15 protein-coding genes are annotated in these 14123 nt (G+C 72.4%); 6 read left to right on the top strand and 9 right to left on the bottom strand.

Annotation, left to right across the window (positions count from 1 at the left end; all coding sequences use genetic code 11):
• Nucleotides 1-26 precede the first annotated feature (26 nt).
• From ACIQOE_RS36700 to ACIQOE_RS36685, 4 genes are all read left to right on the top strand, one after another.
• Nucleotides 27-1310, top strand: coding sequence for a YcaO-like family protein (locus ACIQOE_RS36700; RefSeq protein WP_401416292.1), 1284 nt, complete (start codon nucleotides 27-29; stop codon nucleotides 1308-1310).
• Between the two features lie 40 nt (nucleotides 1311-1350).
• The gene (locus ACIQOE_RS36695) at nucleotides 1351-2832 is read left to right on the top strand and encodes a SagB family peptide dehydrogenase (protein ID WP_401416290.1); all 1482 of its coding nucleotides are present in this window, start codon (nucleotides 1351-1353) and stop codon (nucleotides 2830-2832) included.
• Between the two features lie 212 nt (nucleotides 2833-3044).
• A complete protein-coding gene (locus tag ACIQOE_RS36690) occupies nucleotides 3045-3560 on the top strand; it encodes a helix-turn-helix domain-containing protein (RefSeq protein WP_401416287.1) in 516 nt (171 codons plus the stop codon).
• An 81-nt stretch (nucleotides 3561-3641) separates the two neighbouring features.
• Nucleotides 3642-4202, top strand: coding sequence for a glycoside hydrolase family 25 protein (locus ACIQOE_RS36685; RefSeq protein WP_351323423.1), 561 nt, complete (start codon nucleotides 3642-3644; stop codon nucleotides 4200-4202).
• A gap of 74 nt (nucleotides 4203-4276) precedes the next feature.
• Here the strand turns inward: ACIQOE_RS36685 and ACIQOE_RS36680 are convergent, their stop codons facing one another.
• Together ACIQOE_RS36680 and ACIQOE_RS36675 are read right to left on the bottom strand one after the other, a co-directional pair.
• A complete protein-coding gene (locus ACIQOE_RS36680; protein ID WP_351323422.1) occupies nucleotides 4277-4975 on the bottom strand; it encodes an NAD(P)-binding domain-containing protein in 699 nt (232 codons plus the stop codon).
• Nucleotides 4976-5044: 69 nt separating this feature from the next.
• Complete coding sequence (locus tag ACIQOE_RS36675; RefSeq protein ID WP_401416284.1) at nucleotides 5045-5722, bottom strand: FadR/GntR family transcriptional regulator; 678 nt, start codon at nucleotides 5720-5722, stop codon at nucleotides 5045-5047.
• A 144-nt stretch (nucleotides 5723-5866) separates the two neighbouring features.
• Between ACIQOE_RS36675 and ACIQOE_RS36670 the strand changes: the two genes are divergently transcribed.
• Nucleotides 5867-6655, top strand: coding sequence for an ATP-binding cassette domain-containing protein (locus tag ACIQOE_RS36670; RefSeq protein WP_365558841.1), 789 nt, complete (start codon nucleotides 5867-5869; stop codon nucleotides 6653-6655).
• Nucleotides 6656-6721: 66 nt separating this feature from the next.
• Here ACIQOE_RS36670 and ACIQOE_RS36665 read toward each other — a convergent pair whose 3' ends face one another.
• Nucleotides 6722-6934, bottom strand: coding sequence for an EF-hand domain-containing protein (locus tag ACIQOE_RS36665; RefSeq protein WP_351323419.1), 213 nt, complete (start codon nucleotides 6932-6934; stop codon nucleotides 6722-6724).
• A 188-nt stretch (nucleotides 6935-7122) separates the two neighbouring features.
• Between ACIQOE_RS36665 and ACIQOE_RS36660 the strand changes: the two genes are divergently transcribed.
• A complete protein-coding gene (locus ACIQOE_RS36660) occupies nucleotides 7123-7755 on the top strand; it encodes a GNAT family N-acetyltransferase (RefSeq protein WP_401416281.1) in 633 nt (210 codons plus the stop codon).
• 9 nt (nucleotides 7756-7764) lie between these two features.
• On the opposite strand, the gene ACIQOE_RS36655 is transcribed toward ACIQOE_RS36660, so the two are convergent.
• From ACIQOE_RS36655 to ACIQOE_RS36630, 6 genes are all read right to left on the bottom strand, one after another.
• Nucleotides 7765-8958 carry a YncE family protein gene (locus ACIQOE_RS36655; protein WP_351323416.1) on the bottom strand — a complete coding sequence of 398 codons (1194 nt, stop codon included), beginning with the start codon at nucleotides 8956-8958 and terminating at the stop codon, nucleotides 7765-7767.
• Nucleotides 8958-9752 carry a polysaccharide deacetylase family protein gene (locus ACIQOE_RS36650; protein WP_351323415.1) on the bottom strand — a complete coding sequence of 265 codons (795 nt, stop codon included), beginning with the start codon at nucleotides 9750-9752 and terminating at the stop codon, nucleotides 8958-8960. The genes ACIQOE_RS36655 and ACIQOE_RS36650 overlap by 1 nt, the downstream gene beginning before the upstream one ends.
• Before the next feature lie 63 nt (nucleotides 9753-9815).
• A complete protein-coding gene (locus ACIQOE_RS36645; RefSeq protein WP_351323413.1) occupies nucleotides 9816-10424 on the bottom strand; it encodes an ATP-binding protein in 609 nt (202 codons plus the stop codon).
• 187 nt (nucleotides 10425-10611) lie between these two features.
• A complete protein-coding gene (locus ACIQOE_RS36640) occupies nucleotides 10612-11379 on the bottom strand; it encodes an enoyl-CoA hydratase/isomerase family protein (RefSeq protein ID WP_401416278.1) in 768 nt (255 codons plus the stop codon).
• A gap of 29 nt (nucleotides 11380-11408) precedes the next feature.
• Complete coding sequence (locus tag ACIQOE_RS36635; RefSeq protein WP_365558834.1) at nucleotides 11409-12635, bottom strand: Ig-like domain-containing protein; 1227 nt, start codon at nucleotides 12633-12635, stop codon at nucleotides 11409-11411.
• Between the two features lie 176 nt (nucleotides 12636-12811).
• Nucleotides 12812-14047: an Ig-like domain-containing protein gene (locus tag ACIQOE_RS36630; RefSeq protein WP_351323410.1), complete on the bottom strand. Its 1236-nt coding sequence runs from the start codon at nucleotides 14045-14047 to the stop codon at nucleotides 12812-12814.
• Between the last annotated feature and the right edge of the window lie 76 nt (nucleotides 14048-14123).

Here is a 14123-nt window from a genome sequence, read left to right as displayed (position 1 = left end):
ACTTTCTCACTCGAGAGGGATCCTTGATGACGGAAAGCGCCACGGTGGACGTCGCCAGGCCGATACAGGCCGGCGAACGGGAGAACGAACTCGCCGATGCCCTGCGGCACGGTCTGTCCGCCGCTCGCTCACTGGGCCTCGAAGCCCGTTTCGTCCCGGTTCTGGAGGCGGAATCCGGGGCGTGGGCGTGCGAACTGAGAAAGGGCGCGACCAGGGTCGAGGACGGATTCGGGCTGGGAAAGGGCGCGCCGGAGGCGGCGCGTGTGGGTGCTCTCTTCGAAGCTCTCGAACACTACGTGAGCGAGAAGGACTACTTCGATCCCGGCGCGGTGCGCAGCGAACGGGCCCACGCGCTCGCTCACCACGACAGCCCGCTCTTCCCCGACCAGGCCGTCCGTCTGCTCGGCGAGTTCCCGGACGGCGGCATCGGGTGCCTGGAGTACGAGGACCTCTTCTCGGGGGCCACCGTCCCGGTGCCCGTCTTCCTGTCCACGCCCGGTTACGTGGACGCCGATCCGTCCTTCCGTGCCGCTCTCGGCGACACCTACGACTACGCGGGGGTGTGGCGGTACTCCAGCAACAACGGCTGGGCCTCCGGTGTCACCGCGGACGAGGCGACGGTGCACGCGCTCAACGAGGTCGTGGAACGCGACGCCTTCTCGCTGCTGCTGATCGGCCAGTTCCTCCGCCGCCGGCGTCCGCGACTGCGGGTCGTGGACAGGGCCACGCTGCCGGCCGCTCCGGCGAGGCTGGCGGAGCTGGCCGACGAGGTGACCGGCCGGACCGTGCATCTGATCAACATGACCACGGACGTGGGGGTTCCGGCGTACCTCGCCTTCCTGCCGCCCCATGACGGAGATCCCGCCCGCATCCGCGGCTGCGGTGCGTCCCTGTCGTCCGACCACGCGGCACACCGGGCGCTGAGCGAACTGATCCAGATCCAGGGCGCCGCGCAATTCGCCGACGCGGACCGCCTCTTTCCGTCCGCGATGTTCCCGCGGCACGACGGTACGCGGGACTTCCCGTCGTTGCGGTCCTGCCGGCTGGCGGATTTCACCGCGCTGCTGCCCACCGCCGAGCCGGTGCCGTTCGAGTCGACGAGTCATCCGGCCACGCCCCGGCGGCATCTGGAGGAACTGCTGGGCCGTCTTTCCGCTCACGGATTTCCGGTCCTCCGCCGCAGGACCGAAACCCCGGAAGGCCTCGCCGTGGTCAACGTCTTCGTTCCTGGAATGGAGCGCTTCATGCTCGTGACCGACGGCATCGCGGTCGTTCCGGGCCCGCGCGGACGCCATTACATGGGAAATTGACCGCCCCGGGAATCCGGGGACGCGGAGAGGCGGAACCGACGTGACCGGCACCGGCGTTTCCCACCGTGACGGCGAAGAGCGTGCCGCCGTGCACGGCGCGGCGCCCGTCCGTGAACTCCTGCGGCTTCGTCCCGGCGCCCGGGTCGTACCGGACGCCACCGGTGCGACCCGCGTCTACGCCGGGCAGCGGGGGACCTTCCTCGGCGCGCTGACACCGGACCGGAGCGCGGCCCTGGAGCTGCTGGGTGCCGGGGCCGCGGACGAAGAGTCGCTGCTGGCCGGCGTCCGCGGCCGGGTGGCCGAGCCGGACCTGCCCCGGGTGCGCGAACTCGTACGCAGGCTGCGGGCGCACGGCTGGCTCTCGGTGACGCTGACGGCCGGACGGACACGGCTGCTGACCTTCCGGCCGCTCGGACCGGCCGCCCCGCCCCCGGCCGGCTCCGCCGCCGCGCCCGACCCGGCCGCTCTGCGGCTGTCCCGGTTCGCCGTGCTGCGCGCGGACACGTCGGGGATGGTGCTGGAGTCGCCGCTCGCGCAGGTCGCGGCGGAGATCCACGACGCCGGGCTCGTGGGCCTGCTGGCCTCGCTGGCCGCACCGGCCGCCCGGGACGCGGCGGCAGCCGGGCCGCATCCGGTGGAGTGGCCCGAGGCGGTTCCGGCCGTTCTCGGCGCCCTGGCACGGCAGGGTTTCCTCGTCCCGCGGGACGGCGGCCACGAGCGCGAGTTCCGCTATGCCCAATGGGCCCCGCACGAGCTGCTGTTCCACAGCCGAAGCCGGGACGGCCGGCACGACGCGCCCTTCGGCGGCACCCGCTGGGCCGAGGGCGTCACCGACCCCCTGCCCGCCGTCCGTCCGCCGTTCGGCGGACCGGTGGTCCCGCTGCCCCGGGCGGACCTGGAGGACCTGCGGGCGAACGACATGACCCTCACCGAGGTGCTGGAGGACCGCCGGTCGCTGCGGCGCCACGACGACACGGCGCCGCTCACCCTCGCCCGGCTCGGCGAGTTCCTGTACCGCTGTGCCCGCAACCGCGGCGTGCGCGGCGACGGGAAGCAGGAGGTGGGCGACCGCCCCTATCCGTCCGGCGGCGGCAGCCACGAGCTGGAGATCTATCCGCTGGTCGAGCGGGTCGACGGGATGCCGCCGGGCCTCTACCACTACGACCCGGAGCGGCACGTGCTGGAACTGGTCACGCGGCCGGGGCCCGCCGTGCGACGGCTCTCGGAGATGTCACGGCTGACCGCGCGGATGTCCTCTCCCCCTCAGGTGGCCCTCCTGGTCACCGCGCGGTTCGGGCGGGTCATGTGGAAGTACTCCGCGATGGGGTACGCCATGACCCTCAAGCACGTGGGCGTGCTGTACCAGGTGATGTACGGCGTCGCGACGGCCATGGGGCTGGCGGGGTGCGCTCTGGGCAGCGGCGACGGCGACGCCTTCGCGGCGGCGACGGGGCTGCCCTGGGAGACCGAGTCGACGGTGGGCGAGTTCCTCCTCGGAAGCAGGGCCGCGCAGGACGCGTGACGGGTCTCGCCGAAGAGGTCGCCGACCGCGCCGAACACCCTTTCCCACCAGCTGATTTCGCCCCCCCCTCCGCGCTCCGTGGCCGGTGCCGGGACCCGTCGTAGACCGGACGTGAACCCGATGTCGACCGGACGTGAACGGCCGACCGGTTCCCTGGACCCCTCGGCGGTCGCTCCGGCGGCCGCGGTCCCGGGGAGCGAAGGAGGGCACGGATGGTCGACACGGTCTCCGGTCGGGTGGAGCGCCCCGACGGCGGAACGGAACTCCCCTTCCCAGGCGCCCCGTTGGCCGGCCCGGCGGAGCCGGCGGGCGGCGGGTGCGGCCTCGGGACGGGCCCGGAGGAGACACGGAGGGACGTCTCCGGCCCCGGTACGCAGGACCCGTCGCTGCCGCTCCTGCGAGCGGCCAGGAGTGCCATCGAGGCGAACCTCGACAGACCCGACCTGTCGCCCGCGCTGATCGCGCGGGTCCTCGGGGTCTCCCTCCGGACGCTGCACCGTTGCTTCTCCGGGTCCGGTGACTCCGTCATGTCCTTCGCCCGCCACCGGCGTCTGCACAGGGCGCACGACGACCTCCTCGGGTCGTCCCACGCCCGGCGGATCTCCGAGGTCGCGGCACGATGGCAGTTCTCGGACGCGAGTCACTTCATCCGGCACTTCAAGGCCGCCTTCGGCACCACCCCGACGCTCCACATCGAAGCCCACCGCGGGAACGACGCCGCCCCCTGACGGCGCGAGAGGGTCGGCGGCGCCGATCCGGGGAATACGGAACACGCACTCTCAATTCCTGCTCCCCGGGGAGTCCCCCACATGCTGCACGGTATCGACGTGAGCGCGTACCAGTCCTCCGCCTACGACACCGACGGCGTCTCCTTCGTCTTCATCAAGGCGACGGAGGGGCGTTCGTACGTCAATCCCAAGCTCGCCGCCCAGACCAAGACCGGCCGCGACGCCGGACTGGTCGTCGGCTACTACCACTTCCTGTGGCCCGGCAACCTCGACGCCCAGGCCCAGTACTTCGTCCAGCACGCCCCCGAGAAGGCGGGCGAGATCCTCGCCGTCGACTGGGAGACCACCGGCGACGGCACGCACGCGAGCAACGCCGAGAAGGACCGCTTCCTCCGCGCGGTGCAGCGACTGCGGCCCAGCCACCGCGTGGTGCTCTACACCAACCGCGACTTCTGGCTGAACGTCGACACCACCTCGTTCGCCGGCGACGGCCTGTGGATAGCCGACTACGTCAGCGCCGGGCACCCGCGGATCCAGGCCGACTGGCGGTTCCACCAGTACACCAGTGACCCGCACGACAAGAACGTGGCGGACTTCGCCTCCAAGGCGGCCCTCAAGTCCTGGGCGGTGAAGGGCGGCTGAGCCGGCGGCGGGACCGGGCTTGCCGGATCCGGCCCGCCGCCGGCCGCCCCGGCGGACGCGGTGCGCGGTGCGCGTTATCCCCGGAAGGCCTCCGGCCGCTCGGCAGACGCCTCCGCGAGCGCCTTGCGCACCTCGTCGGCGCCGGCCCGCAGGCCGTACACCGGGGTGCCGGGCTGCTGGCGCCAGGAGTCGTCGATGCCGCCGTTGTCGACCGTGTCGAAGCCGAGTTCGTCGATCAGCGCGCGGACGACCCGCTTGGCCGCCTCGTCGTCGCCGGAGACCGGGACGGCCTGGCGGCCGGGGTCGCCTGCCGGGCGGTGGCGGTCCAGGATGTCCTGGGCGTAGGTGCCGTTGAACGCCTTGATCACGGGGTGTCCGATCTGCCGCTCGGTCCAGCGGCTCTCCGTCACGTCCCCGTCCTCGATGCCGTCGATCCGGCCGTCGCGCTCACGCGGGTAGTAGTTGCCGGTGTCGATCACGGCCACATCCGCCGCCGCGCCGTCCAGCAGGCCTGCGGGCAGGCCGGGAACCGCCTTCACCGGGACCGTGACGACCACGACCTCGGCGCCGCGCGCGGCCTCCTCGGCCCGTACGGCGGTCGCCCCCGTCTCCTCGGCGAGGTCGTGCAGTGTCTCGGGTCCGCGCGAGTTCGCGACGGACACCTCGTGGCCGAGGGCGGTCAGCCGCCGGGTGAGGTTGCCGCCGATGTTGCCCGCGCCGATGATGCCGATCTTCATGACACGCCTTTCGCGATTCGATGCACGCGCATGCATGCACTGGCATGCGGCGACAACCCCGGGCGCGCGGGGCCTATTCCACGGCTGCGCCGACCGGGTGATCGGTCAGCCGGCGAACGGATCGGCCAGTTCCGCCCCGAGCACCCGCACCGCGGCCTCCGCGTCACCGGCCGCCAGCGCCCGCACCAGCGCCTCGTGGGCCTCGTCCCCGGTGACCGGGTCGGCGGCGCGCAGACCGGTCAGGGCCAGCAGCTCGATCAGGCCCGCCCGGAGCACCGGCCGGAACTCGGCGAACAGGTCGGCGAGCACCGGGTTGTGGGCGGCCGCGACCACCGCCGCGTGGAAGGCGATGTCGGCGTCGACGAAGGCCGGGTCGTCCGCGTCCCCCGCCGCCCGCCGGGCCGCCAGCGCCGCCTCGATCGCCGTGAGGTCCTCGGCGGTACGGCGTGCGGCGGCGAGCCGGGCGGCGTGCACTTCGAGCGCCGTCCTGACCTCGTACACGTCCGTCACCGCGGCCCTGCGCAGCCGGGCCGGCCAGTCCTCGGCGGGCTCGGTGGCGACGACGAAGACGCCCGAGCCCTGCCGGGGCCGCACCAGACCGGCGCCCGTGAGCGCGCGCAGCGCCTCGCGGACCGTGGAGCGGCCGACGCCGAGTTCCTTCGCCAGCGTCGTCTCGCCGGGCAGCCGGGTGCCGACCGGCCAGGTGCCGCCGGTGATCTGCTCGCGCAGCCGGGCGGCGGCCTGTTCGACCAGGGGGCTCGGGCGGACGGGACCGAGGGCCATGCGGGGTCACCCACTCTGCTGCGGACCGACACGGTACCCAGGAACTCTCACTTGTCTGAGAACCTGAGGAGTGGCTAGCGTACCCGTCATGACGTTCCGCGGTGTTCTCCCCATGCCAGGCCTCGCCCGCCGGACGGTGACGCGATGAGCGTCGTGCTGCACGCGCAGGACGTGCACGTGGTGCGCGACGGGCGGCCCATCCTCCAGGAGGTGTCCCTGACCGTGCGGGCCGGCGAGCACTGGGCGCTGCTCGGGGCCAACGGCGCCGGGAAGTCGACCCTGCTCGGCCTGCTCGGGGCGCTGGTCCATCCGACGCACGGCACGGTGGAGGTGCTCGGCGCCCGGCTGGGCCGCGTGGACCTGCGCGAACTGCGGACCCAGGTGGGCCACGTCGACCCCCGTCACTCGCCGGCCGGCCCGCTGCGGGTGCGGGACGTGGTCCTGACCGGGCTGACCAACTCCGCGGCGCTGCTGCCCCGGTGGCGTCCGACGCCGGAACAGACGGCACGCGCCGACCGGCTGACCGGGACACTGGGGCTGGCCGGGCACCGGGAGGCCCGCTGGCCCACGCTCTCGCAGGGACAGCGCGGCCGGACCCTGATCGCCCGCGCCCTGATGCCCGAGCCCCGGCTCCTGCTGCTCGACGAACCGGCCACGGGCCTGGACCTGCCGGGCCGGGAACGGCTGCTCGGCGCGCTGGACGCGTTGCGCCGGACGCACCCGCACCTGGCGACCGTCCTGGTCACCCATCATCTGGAGGAGCTGCCGGCGGGCACCACGCACGCGCTGCTCCTGCGCGACGGCCGGGCGCTGGCGCAGGGCCCGGCCGCCGAGGTCCTCACCGGCGACCAGGTCGGCAAGTGCTTCGACCTGCCGCTGACCCTGGAGCGGCACGGCGGCCGCTGGACCGTGCGCGTCGAGCACGGCGCCTGAGCCCCGGCCCCGGACACGCGGAAGGGGGCCCGGATCCCGGGCCCCCTCGCGCTGTGCCGCCGGCGCCTACTTGTTCAGGTGGGCCCAGAACTCGTCGAAGGACAGGACCTTGTCGCCGTCCAGGTCGCGGGTCTTGATGATGGCCTCGGCCACCGTCACGGTGACGTTCCAGTCGCCCCCCTGCGCGAGAGCGGACTTGAACTCGTCGGCGGTGATGTAGCCGTCACCGTCCGCATCGATCCGCTCGAACTGCTTGCGTGCTTCCTCGATGTCCGCCACCGGATCCGCCCCTTTTTGTTCGTGTTGCCTGTGCCATGTCGGCGTACTGTCGCAGGTCAGATTAACGGTCCGTACGAGCCCGCAGGGCCGCGGCCGTCCAGGCCGACTCCGGGGCGTGACGTTCCGGGCCGGGACGCGCCGGGCAGCCGGGTTCGGCGTGGCCGAAGACCCAAGGAGCGGACACGGTCATGGAGACCTTGGCGGACATTCTCGACGCGGCGGCCCGTGGGGTGTTCCCGCCGCCCGACGGGCGTACGACCGTCGTGCCGCAGCCGTCCGCCCGGGACGCGGGGGTCCTCTCCTTCACCGCACACTCGGTCGTCTTCACCGACGAGGACCCGCGGTGGGTGCACGAGACCCTGCGCGCGATCCCGTGCGATCCGCTGTGCGCGACCATGAACGCGCGTTTCCTCACCGCCCTGATGGACCGTACCGGCCGCGAGCAGGAGACCGTCGACGCGCTGCTGGTCGCGGAGCCGCTCCCGGGCCGTCCCGCCCTCCCGCTGACCGAACTCGCCGGTGTCGGCCACGCCCGGGTCGCCTACGCCCGCGCCCGCCGCGGCGAGGTGCGCGCCTGGGCCGCGGAGGGCGGGGTGGTGGTGCTGGGGCGGGGGGTCGCGGGGCGTCTTGAGGTGTCGGTGGAGGTGGACGAGGGGGTACGGCGGCGGGGACTGGGCCGGGCGCTGGTGACCGCCGCCCGGCAGCTGGCCGGGGAGCCGCTGTGGGCGCAGGTCGCGCCGGGGAACGCCCGCAGCGTGCGGGCGTTCCAGGCGGCCGGCTACCGGCCGGTCGGCGCCGAGGCGCTGCTGCTGCGGGCGTGAGCCCGGCGGTCAGCGGAAGATGCCGGTGTGGCCGAGGGAGTAGCGGCCGGGCTGCGGGTAGACGGCGAGGCCGTGCGGGCCGCTGCCGACGTGGATGCGGGCCAGTTCGGCGCCGGTGCCGGTGTCGATGGCGTACACCTCGGAGTTGTACCGGCCGGACAGCCACAGCACCTTGCCGTCCGCCGACACCCCGCCCATGTCCGGGCTGCCGCCGCCCGGCAGCCGCCACTTCTTCGTGAGCCGCTTCTGGGCGAAGTCGAAGACGGAGACAGTGCCCTCGCCCCGGTTGGAGATGTACATCTCGCGCGAGTCCCGGCTGACGTACAGGCCGTGCGCGCCCTTGCCGGTGGCCAGGAACGAGGGCTTGGTGAAGTGGTCGCCGTCCAGGATCCACAGCCCGTCGGCCATCATGTCGGCGATGTAGAACAGCTTGCCGTCGGGCGAGACCTTGACGTCCTGCGGCATGGCTCCCTGGTAGGGCAGCTTCTCGTGCCGGAGCACCTCCATCTTCTCCGTGTCCACCTTGAGCAGCTCACCGCTGAACTCGCAGGAGACGATGAAGTACCGGCCGTCCAGGGAGAAGTCGGCGTGGTTGACGCCGTAGCAGGTGACCGGGACGGCCTTGACGGTCTTCATGGTGTGGGCGTCCCTGAAGACCAGCTGCCGGTCGTTGGAGGCCATCACGATCGCGTACTTGCCGTTGGGCGTGAAGTACAGGTTGTAGGGGTCGTGCACGGGCACCGGCTCTCCGGCCCGGCCGGTGCGCGGGTCGATGGGGGTGAGGCTGTTGCCCAGGTCGTTGTTGACCCACAGGGTCCTCAGGTCCCAGGACGGCACGACGTGCTGGGGCTGCCGGCCGACCCGGATGGTCTCCATGACCCGGTAGGTCTTCGGGTCGATGACCGTGACCGTGTCGGAGTTGGTGTTGGGGACGTAGATCCGGGACGGGAAGTCCTTGACGACGGGCGAGAGGTTGCCGGGGCGGTCGGCGGCGTACACGTCGTGCGGGTCCAGGACCGGGGGCATGCCGGGCAGCACGTCGACGGACGGTCCCGCCTTCTTCGCCTCCGCCTGCGCGGGGACGGTGGTGCGGGCGGCCGGGGTCTCGGGGTCCCCGGATCCGCCGCCGCACGCGGACAGCAGCGCCAGGGCGGCGAGGGCGGCGCCGACGACGGGCAGCCGGGCGGCTTTCGTGGTTCGCATCAGCTCAGCAGCTCCGTGGTGGTGACCGCGCGCAGTCCGCGACGGTCGAGTTCTTGGAGGACGTCGGGGAGGGCGTCGGCGGTGTCCTGATAGCCGAAGTGCATGCTCACCACCGAGCCGCCGGTGACCTCCGCGAGCACCTTGCGGGTGACGGCGGCCGCGCCGGGCCGGGTGTAGTCGAGCGAGTCGACGTCGTACGACAGCACGTGCGGGTAGCCGGCCTCGGTGGCGAGCCGGGCGACGAGCGGCGAGGCGGTGGGCGACCTGGACGGGCGGAACCAGCTGCCGATCGAGCCGGTGAGCCGTCTGAGCCGGTCCGCGCAGTCGGTGATCTCCGCGCGGGCACCGGTCTCGGCCATGGCGTTGACGGAGATGTGCCGCTGGGTGTGGTTGCCGAGGTCGTGGCCGCCGTCGAGGATGCGGCGGGCCATGGCGGGACACGCGTCCAGCCAGCTGCCCACGGCCAGGACCGTGAGGCGGGCGCCGTGTTTCTCGGCGGTGGTCAGGAGCCGGGTGGCGAGGTCGGGGTCGCCCTGGCCGTGGAAGGTGAGGGCGACGGCGGTGCTCGCGCGCGGGCCGTGGGTGATCTGGAGCGGAAGGCCGGGGAAGGCGCGCGGGGCGGGCGCGGAGGGCGCGGCCGAGGTGGGGCTGGTCGATGCGAGGTCGGCGGCCAGGTGCGGGGGCGGTGTGCCCGTACCGGTGGTGCCGCACCCCGTGGCGAGTGTGCCTCCGGCGATGAGGCCGGCGCCTGCGCGGAGGACGCCGCGTCGGTTGGAGGTGGTCACCCGCCCCATTTAAGGGGGGTGGGGTGAGAAAACGGGTGATTGACCTGATAGGGGGCTTGTCAGGCGAGCCGTTTACCGGTCCGCCACGCGCATCTCGAACCAGGTCGTCTTTCCGCGCGGCAGCAGGTCGACGCCCCAGCGGTCCGACAGCTTGTCCACCAGGAACAGGCCGCGCCCGCTGAGGTCGGTCTCCTGGACCGGCATCAGGCACGGCAGGCCGCGCGAGGGGTCCCGCACCTCGACGCGGATCCATCCCGGGCGGCGGCGCATCCGCAGTCCGAACACGCGGGCGCCGGTGTGCCGTACGGCGTTGCCCACAAGTTCGGAGACGAGTAAGACGGCGTCCTCCGTCGTCTTGGGGCTGAGCCGCCACTGGCGCAGGACGACGACCTGGACGAGCCGGCGGGCGGTCGCGGCGGACTCGGGGCGGGACGGCAGCGGAACCTCGGCCTCCGTCGGGTTGCCGAACAGCTCGATCGCTTTCAGTGCCCGCTCGTCCTCGACCGCAGGCGACCACCGCGCCGCGGCCGCACGGCTGTGTCCCCGCGGCTGTTCGATGCCCTCCAGCCCCGCCATGCCCCCATCATGGCCGTCCGGCGTGCCCGCCGGGGCCGTTCCGGAGGAATACGCCCCCGCCGCGCTCCCGCCCGGCACCGGTCGGGCGGCATATGCCAACGGCATTTCAGGGGCGCTCACGGCCCGCCCCACCTGCGGTGACGACGCGTCTCCGGGCAATCGACAGACTCCCTCGACAAGGCAGACTTAAGGGTGCGTTAAGGCTCCCATAAACCGCCCCATCGAGGGACCGGGAACGAGACATCATGTCAATTGCAAGCGGTTCGGCGGAGGTTTCACAACAGGCGCCCGATCAGAGGAACTTGGCCTTGCCCGGCCCGTCCTCCACGAAGCTGCGCATACCGCGCTCGCGGTCCTCCATCGCGAACAGCCCTGCGAACCAGTTCCGTTCGACGGCGAGCCCGGTCTCCAGGTCGGTCTCGAGACCGGTGTCGACCGCCTCCTTGGCCGCGCGGAGCGCGATCGCGGGCCCCCGCGCCAGCCGGGCCGCCCAGGCGTGCGCCTCGGTGTAGACGTCGGCGGCGGGTACGACCCGGTCGACCAGGCCGATGGTGAGGGCCTCGTCCGCCTTGACCATGCGGCCGGTGAAGATCAGGTCCTTGGCCTTGGAGGGCCCGACCAGCCGGGGCAGCCGCTGGGTGCCGCCGGCGCCCGGGATCAGCCCGAGCTGGATCTCCGGCTGGCCGAGCTTGGCGTTGTCGGCGGCGATCCGGAAGTCGGCGCAGAGGGCGAGCTCGCAGCCGCCGCCGAGGGCGTATCCGGTGACGGCGGCGACGACCGGCTTCGGGATGCGGGCGACGGCGGTGAAGGAGTCCTGCAGGCCACGGGAGCGCACGATCATCGCCGCGTGGTCCATGTTCTGCATTTCCTTGATGTCGGCCCCCGCCGCGAAGACCTTCTCACCGCCGTAGATGACGACGGCGCGGACGTCCGCGCGGCGGGTGGCCTCCTCCGCCAGTTCCTTGAGCCGGTCCTGGGTGGCGACGTCCAGGGCGTTCATCGGGGGCCGGTCGAGGCGGAGGGTCCCGACGCCTTCGGCCACTTCGAGGGTCACAGTCATGCCCGCAGGTTAGCGGGCGTTCACTGCCCTCACGCGGTCCACTGCTTCCAGGACATGTTCCAGCCGTTGAGGCCGTTGTCCGGGGAGACCGTCTCGTCGTGCGAGTTCTTGACCGTCACCACGTCACCGATGATGGAGTGGTCGAAGAACCAGGCGGCCGGCACCCCGCGGTCGCCGCCGCCGCGGACGTCGCGGAGCCCCACGCACCCGTGGCTGGCGTTGTAGTTGCCGAAGGCGTCCCCGCCCCAGTAGTTGCCGTGGATGAAGGTGCCCGACGTGGTCAGCCGCATCGCGTCCGGCACGTCCTTGATGTCGTACTCGCCGCCGTAGCCGACCGTCTCGCCGTTCATCCGGGTCACCCGCAGCTTCTCGCTGATGACCATCTGGCCGTTCCACGTGTCGTAGCCGGGCTTGCCGGTCGTGACGGCGAGGGTCTTCACGACCTTGCCGTCCTGCATGATCTTCATGGTGTGCTTCTTGGCGTCGACGACCGAGACCTGGTTGCGGCCGATCGTGAACTTCACGGTCTTGGCCTGCTTGCCGTAGACGCCGTCCCGGCCCTGGACGCCGTCCAGGTTCAGCGTGACGGAGACCTTGGTGCCCGACTTCCAGTAGTTCTCGGGACGGAAGTCGAGGCGGTCGTTGCCGAACCAGTGGCCCTCGACGTCCACCGCCGGCTCGGTCTTGACGGTGATGGCCTTCTCGACGGCGGCCGGGTCGGTGATGCCCCGGGTGAACCGGATGGAGAACGGCATCCCGACGCCGACCGTGGAACCGTCCTCGGGCGTGAAGTAGCCGGTGAAGGTGTTCTTCGGGGTGAGCGTCGTGAACGTGGCGTCCTCGGCCGACTCACGCCCCTCGGAGTCCTTGGCGACCGCGTGCACCGTGTACTTGGTGGAGCTGGCCAGGTGCCCGGCCGGGGTCCAGCCGGCCCCGTCCGCCGCGATCGTGCCCTCGACCTTCCGGCCCTTGGAGTCCTTGACCTCCACGTCGGTCAGCCGGCCCTTGGCAGCGCTGACCTTGAGCGCCCCGCTGGTGTCCACGTCGGTCGCGCCGGACTTGGGGCTGATGCTGACGGTGGCGAGGGACTGCTTGCTCGCCTGCGTCGTCGAGTCCTTCTCCTTGCCGGCCCCGTCCCCCTTGTCGGAGGCGTTGCCCCCGCACGCGGTGACCGCCATGAGCAGAACTCCGGCCACGACGGCCAGACCCTTGCCCCGGGCCCGGACCGCCGCCCCCGATATCGGCCGTACGTTCAACGTCGTTCTCCCCTCCGAGGGCCTGGTCAGGCCCACCCCGGCGCGTTCCGCCCGCGCATTTGCGCATAGTAACCGGAGGGTTTTGAGCTTGGTGTTGGGCGAATGTCACCGTTGCGTCGCAACTTCCGTCGCCTCGCGCGGAGGTCTCCGCCCGGCACCGGACCGGCGGCGTCCGGTCACGTGACCGCGCCGCCCGCCTTCCACTCCTTCCACGCCATGTTCCAGCCGCCCAGGCCGTTGTCGGCGGCCACCGTCTTGTCGTTGCTGTGCACGACCTCGACCACGTCCCCGATCAGGGAGCGGTCGTAGAACCAGCCGGCCGGCGTGTCCGAGCTGCCGCCCTTCACGTCCAGCAGGCCCACGCAGCCGTGGCTGACGTTGACGCGTCCCGGTGCGTCCGGCGCCCAGTAGTTGCCGTGCAGGAACGTGCCGGAGTCGGTGAGCTTGAGGGCGTGCGGGACGTCCGGGATGTCGTACTCGCCGCCGAAGCCGACCGTCTGGCTGTTCATGCGGGTCACCTCGTGCATCTCCATCACCACCATCTTCCCGTTGTAGGTGGTGTGGGCGGGCGCGCCCGCGGTGATCGGCACGGTGGCGAGGAGGTTGCCGTCGCGGCGGACCTCCATGGTGTGCTTGGCCGCGTCGACCAGGGAGACCTGGCTGCGGCCGACGGTGAAGGTGAACGTCTTGTGCTGCAGCCCGTAGACCCCGCGGGCGCCTTCGACGTCGCGCAGTTCGAGGCCGACGGTGACCACCGTGCCGGGCTGCCAGTAGTGCTCGGGCCGGAAGTCGAGACGGTTCTTGCCGAACCAGTGCGGGCGGATCTCGACGTCGGGCTGGGCGCTGACCCGGACCGCGCGCTCGACCGCCGCGCGGTTGTCGATGTCGCGGCTGAAGGAGAGGGAGACGATCATGCCGGTGCCGACGGTGGCGCGGTTCTCGGGCGTGACGTACCCGATGAAGCGCTCGTCGGGGACCAGCGTGGTGAAGGTGGTGTGCCGGGCCGAGCGGCGGCCGTCGCCGTCCCGGGCGACGGCGTCGACCGTGTACTTGGCGGCGAGCGCGAGTTTCGGGTCGTCGGGCTGCCAGGTCGTGCCGTCCGCGGCGATGTGCCCGGGGACCGGGGAGTCCTGGGCGTCCTGGGACTTGACGACGCTCACGGACTCCAGGCGGCCGCCGGGCACCCGTACCGTCAGCCGTGCGCCCGGACGTACGGCCTTGGTGCCGTCGCCCGGGGAGATGCGGATGACGTCCTCGGGGGCGGGGGGTGCGCCGCCGAGGACGTGGTCGATGCCGAGCCCCGCTCCGTCGTCCGAGGAGCAGCCGGCGGCGCCCGCCAGCAGCCCCGCCCATGTCAGTACCGCGGCCAGCGCGGCCCCCGCGCGCCGTGCGCGCCGTTGTGGATGCCTCACGTGGGACTCAACGACCGGGCCCGCCCCGGGGAAACGTGAGTGCGACGCCGGCACTGGGCAGAACAGAGGGAAGGAC

Source organism: Streptomyces sp. NPDC091282, assembly GCF_044757385.1.
Classification (GTDB): domain Bacteria; phylum Actinomycetota; class Actinomycetes; order Streptomycetales; family Streptomycetaceae; genus Streptomyces; species Streptomyces gramineus.
The sequence above is the reverse complement of the archived record's forward strand: the minus strand, read 5'-3'. Positions and strand labels throughout refer to the sequence as shown.

What these genes read in the sequence shown, in the direction of transcription:
- ACIQOE_RS36700 (WP_401416292.1), top strand. Translation starts at nt 27, where the DNA reads ATGACGGAAAGCGCCACGGTGGACGTCGCCAGGCCGATACAGGCCGGC.
- ACIQOE_RS36690 (WP_401416287.1), top strand. Translation starts at nt 3,045, where the DNA reads ATGGTCGACACGGTCTCCGGTCGGGTGGAGCGCCCCGACGGCGGAACG.
- ACIQOE_RS36685 (WP_351323423.1), top strand. Translation starts at nt 3,642, where the DNA reads ATGCTGCACGGTATCGACGTGAGCGCGTACCAGTCCTCCGCCTACGAC.
- ACIQOE_RS36680 (WP_351323422.1), bottom strand. Translation starts at nt 4,975, where the DNA reads ATGCATGCGCGTGCATCGAATCGCGAAAGGCGTGTCATGAAGATCGGC.
- ACIQOE_RS36675 (WP_401416284.1), bottom strand. Translation starts at nt 5,722, where the DNA reads ATGGCCCTCGGTCCCGTCCGCCCGAGCCCCCTGGTCGAACAGGCCGCC.
- ACIQOE_RS36670 (WP_365558841.1), top strand. Translation starts at nt 5,867, where the DNA reads ATGAGCGTCGTGCTGCACGCGCAGGACGTGCACGTGGTGCGCGACGGG.
- ACIQOE_RS36660 (WP_401416281.1), top strand. Translation starts at nt 7,123, where the DNA reads ATGGAGACCTTGGCGGACATTCTCGACGCGGCGGCCCGTGGGGTGTTC.
- ACIQOE_RS36655 (WP_351323416.1), bottom strand. Translation starts at nt 8,958, where the DNA reads ATGCGAACCACGAAAGCCGCCCGGCTGCCCGTCGTCGGCGCCGCCCTC.
- ACIQOE_RS36650 (WP_351323415.1), bottom strand. Translation starts at nt 9,752, where the DNA reads ATGGGGCGGGTGACCACCTCCAACCGACGCGGCGTCCTCCGCGCAGGC.
- ACIQOE_RS36645 (WP_351323413.1), bottom strand. Translation starts at nt 10,424, where the DNA reads ATGCCGTTGGCATATGCCGCCCGACCGGTGCCGGGCGGGAGCGCGGCG.
- ACIQOE_RS36640 (WP_401416278.1), bottom strand. Translation starts at nt 11,379, where the DNA reads ATGACTGTGACCCTCGAAGTGGCCGAAGGCGTCGGGACCCTCCGCCTC.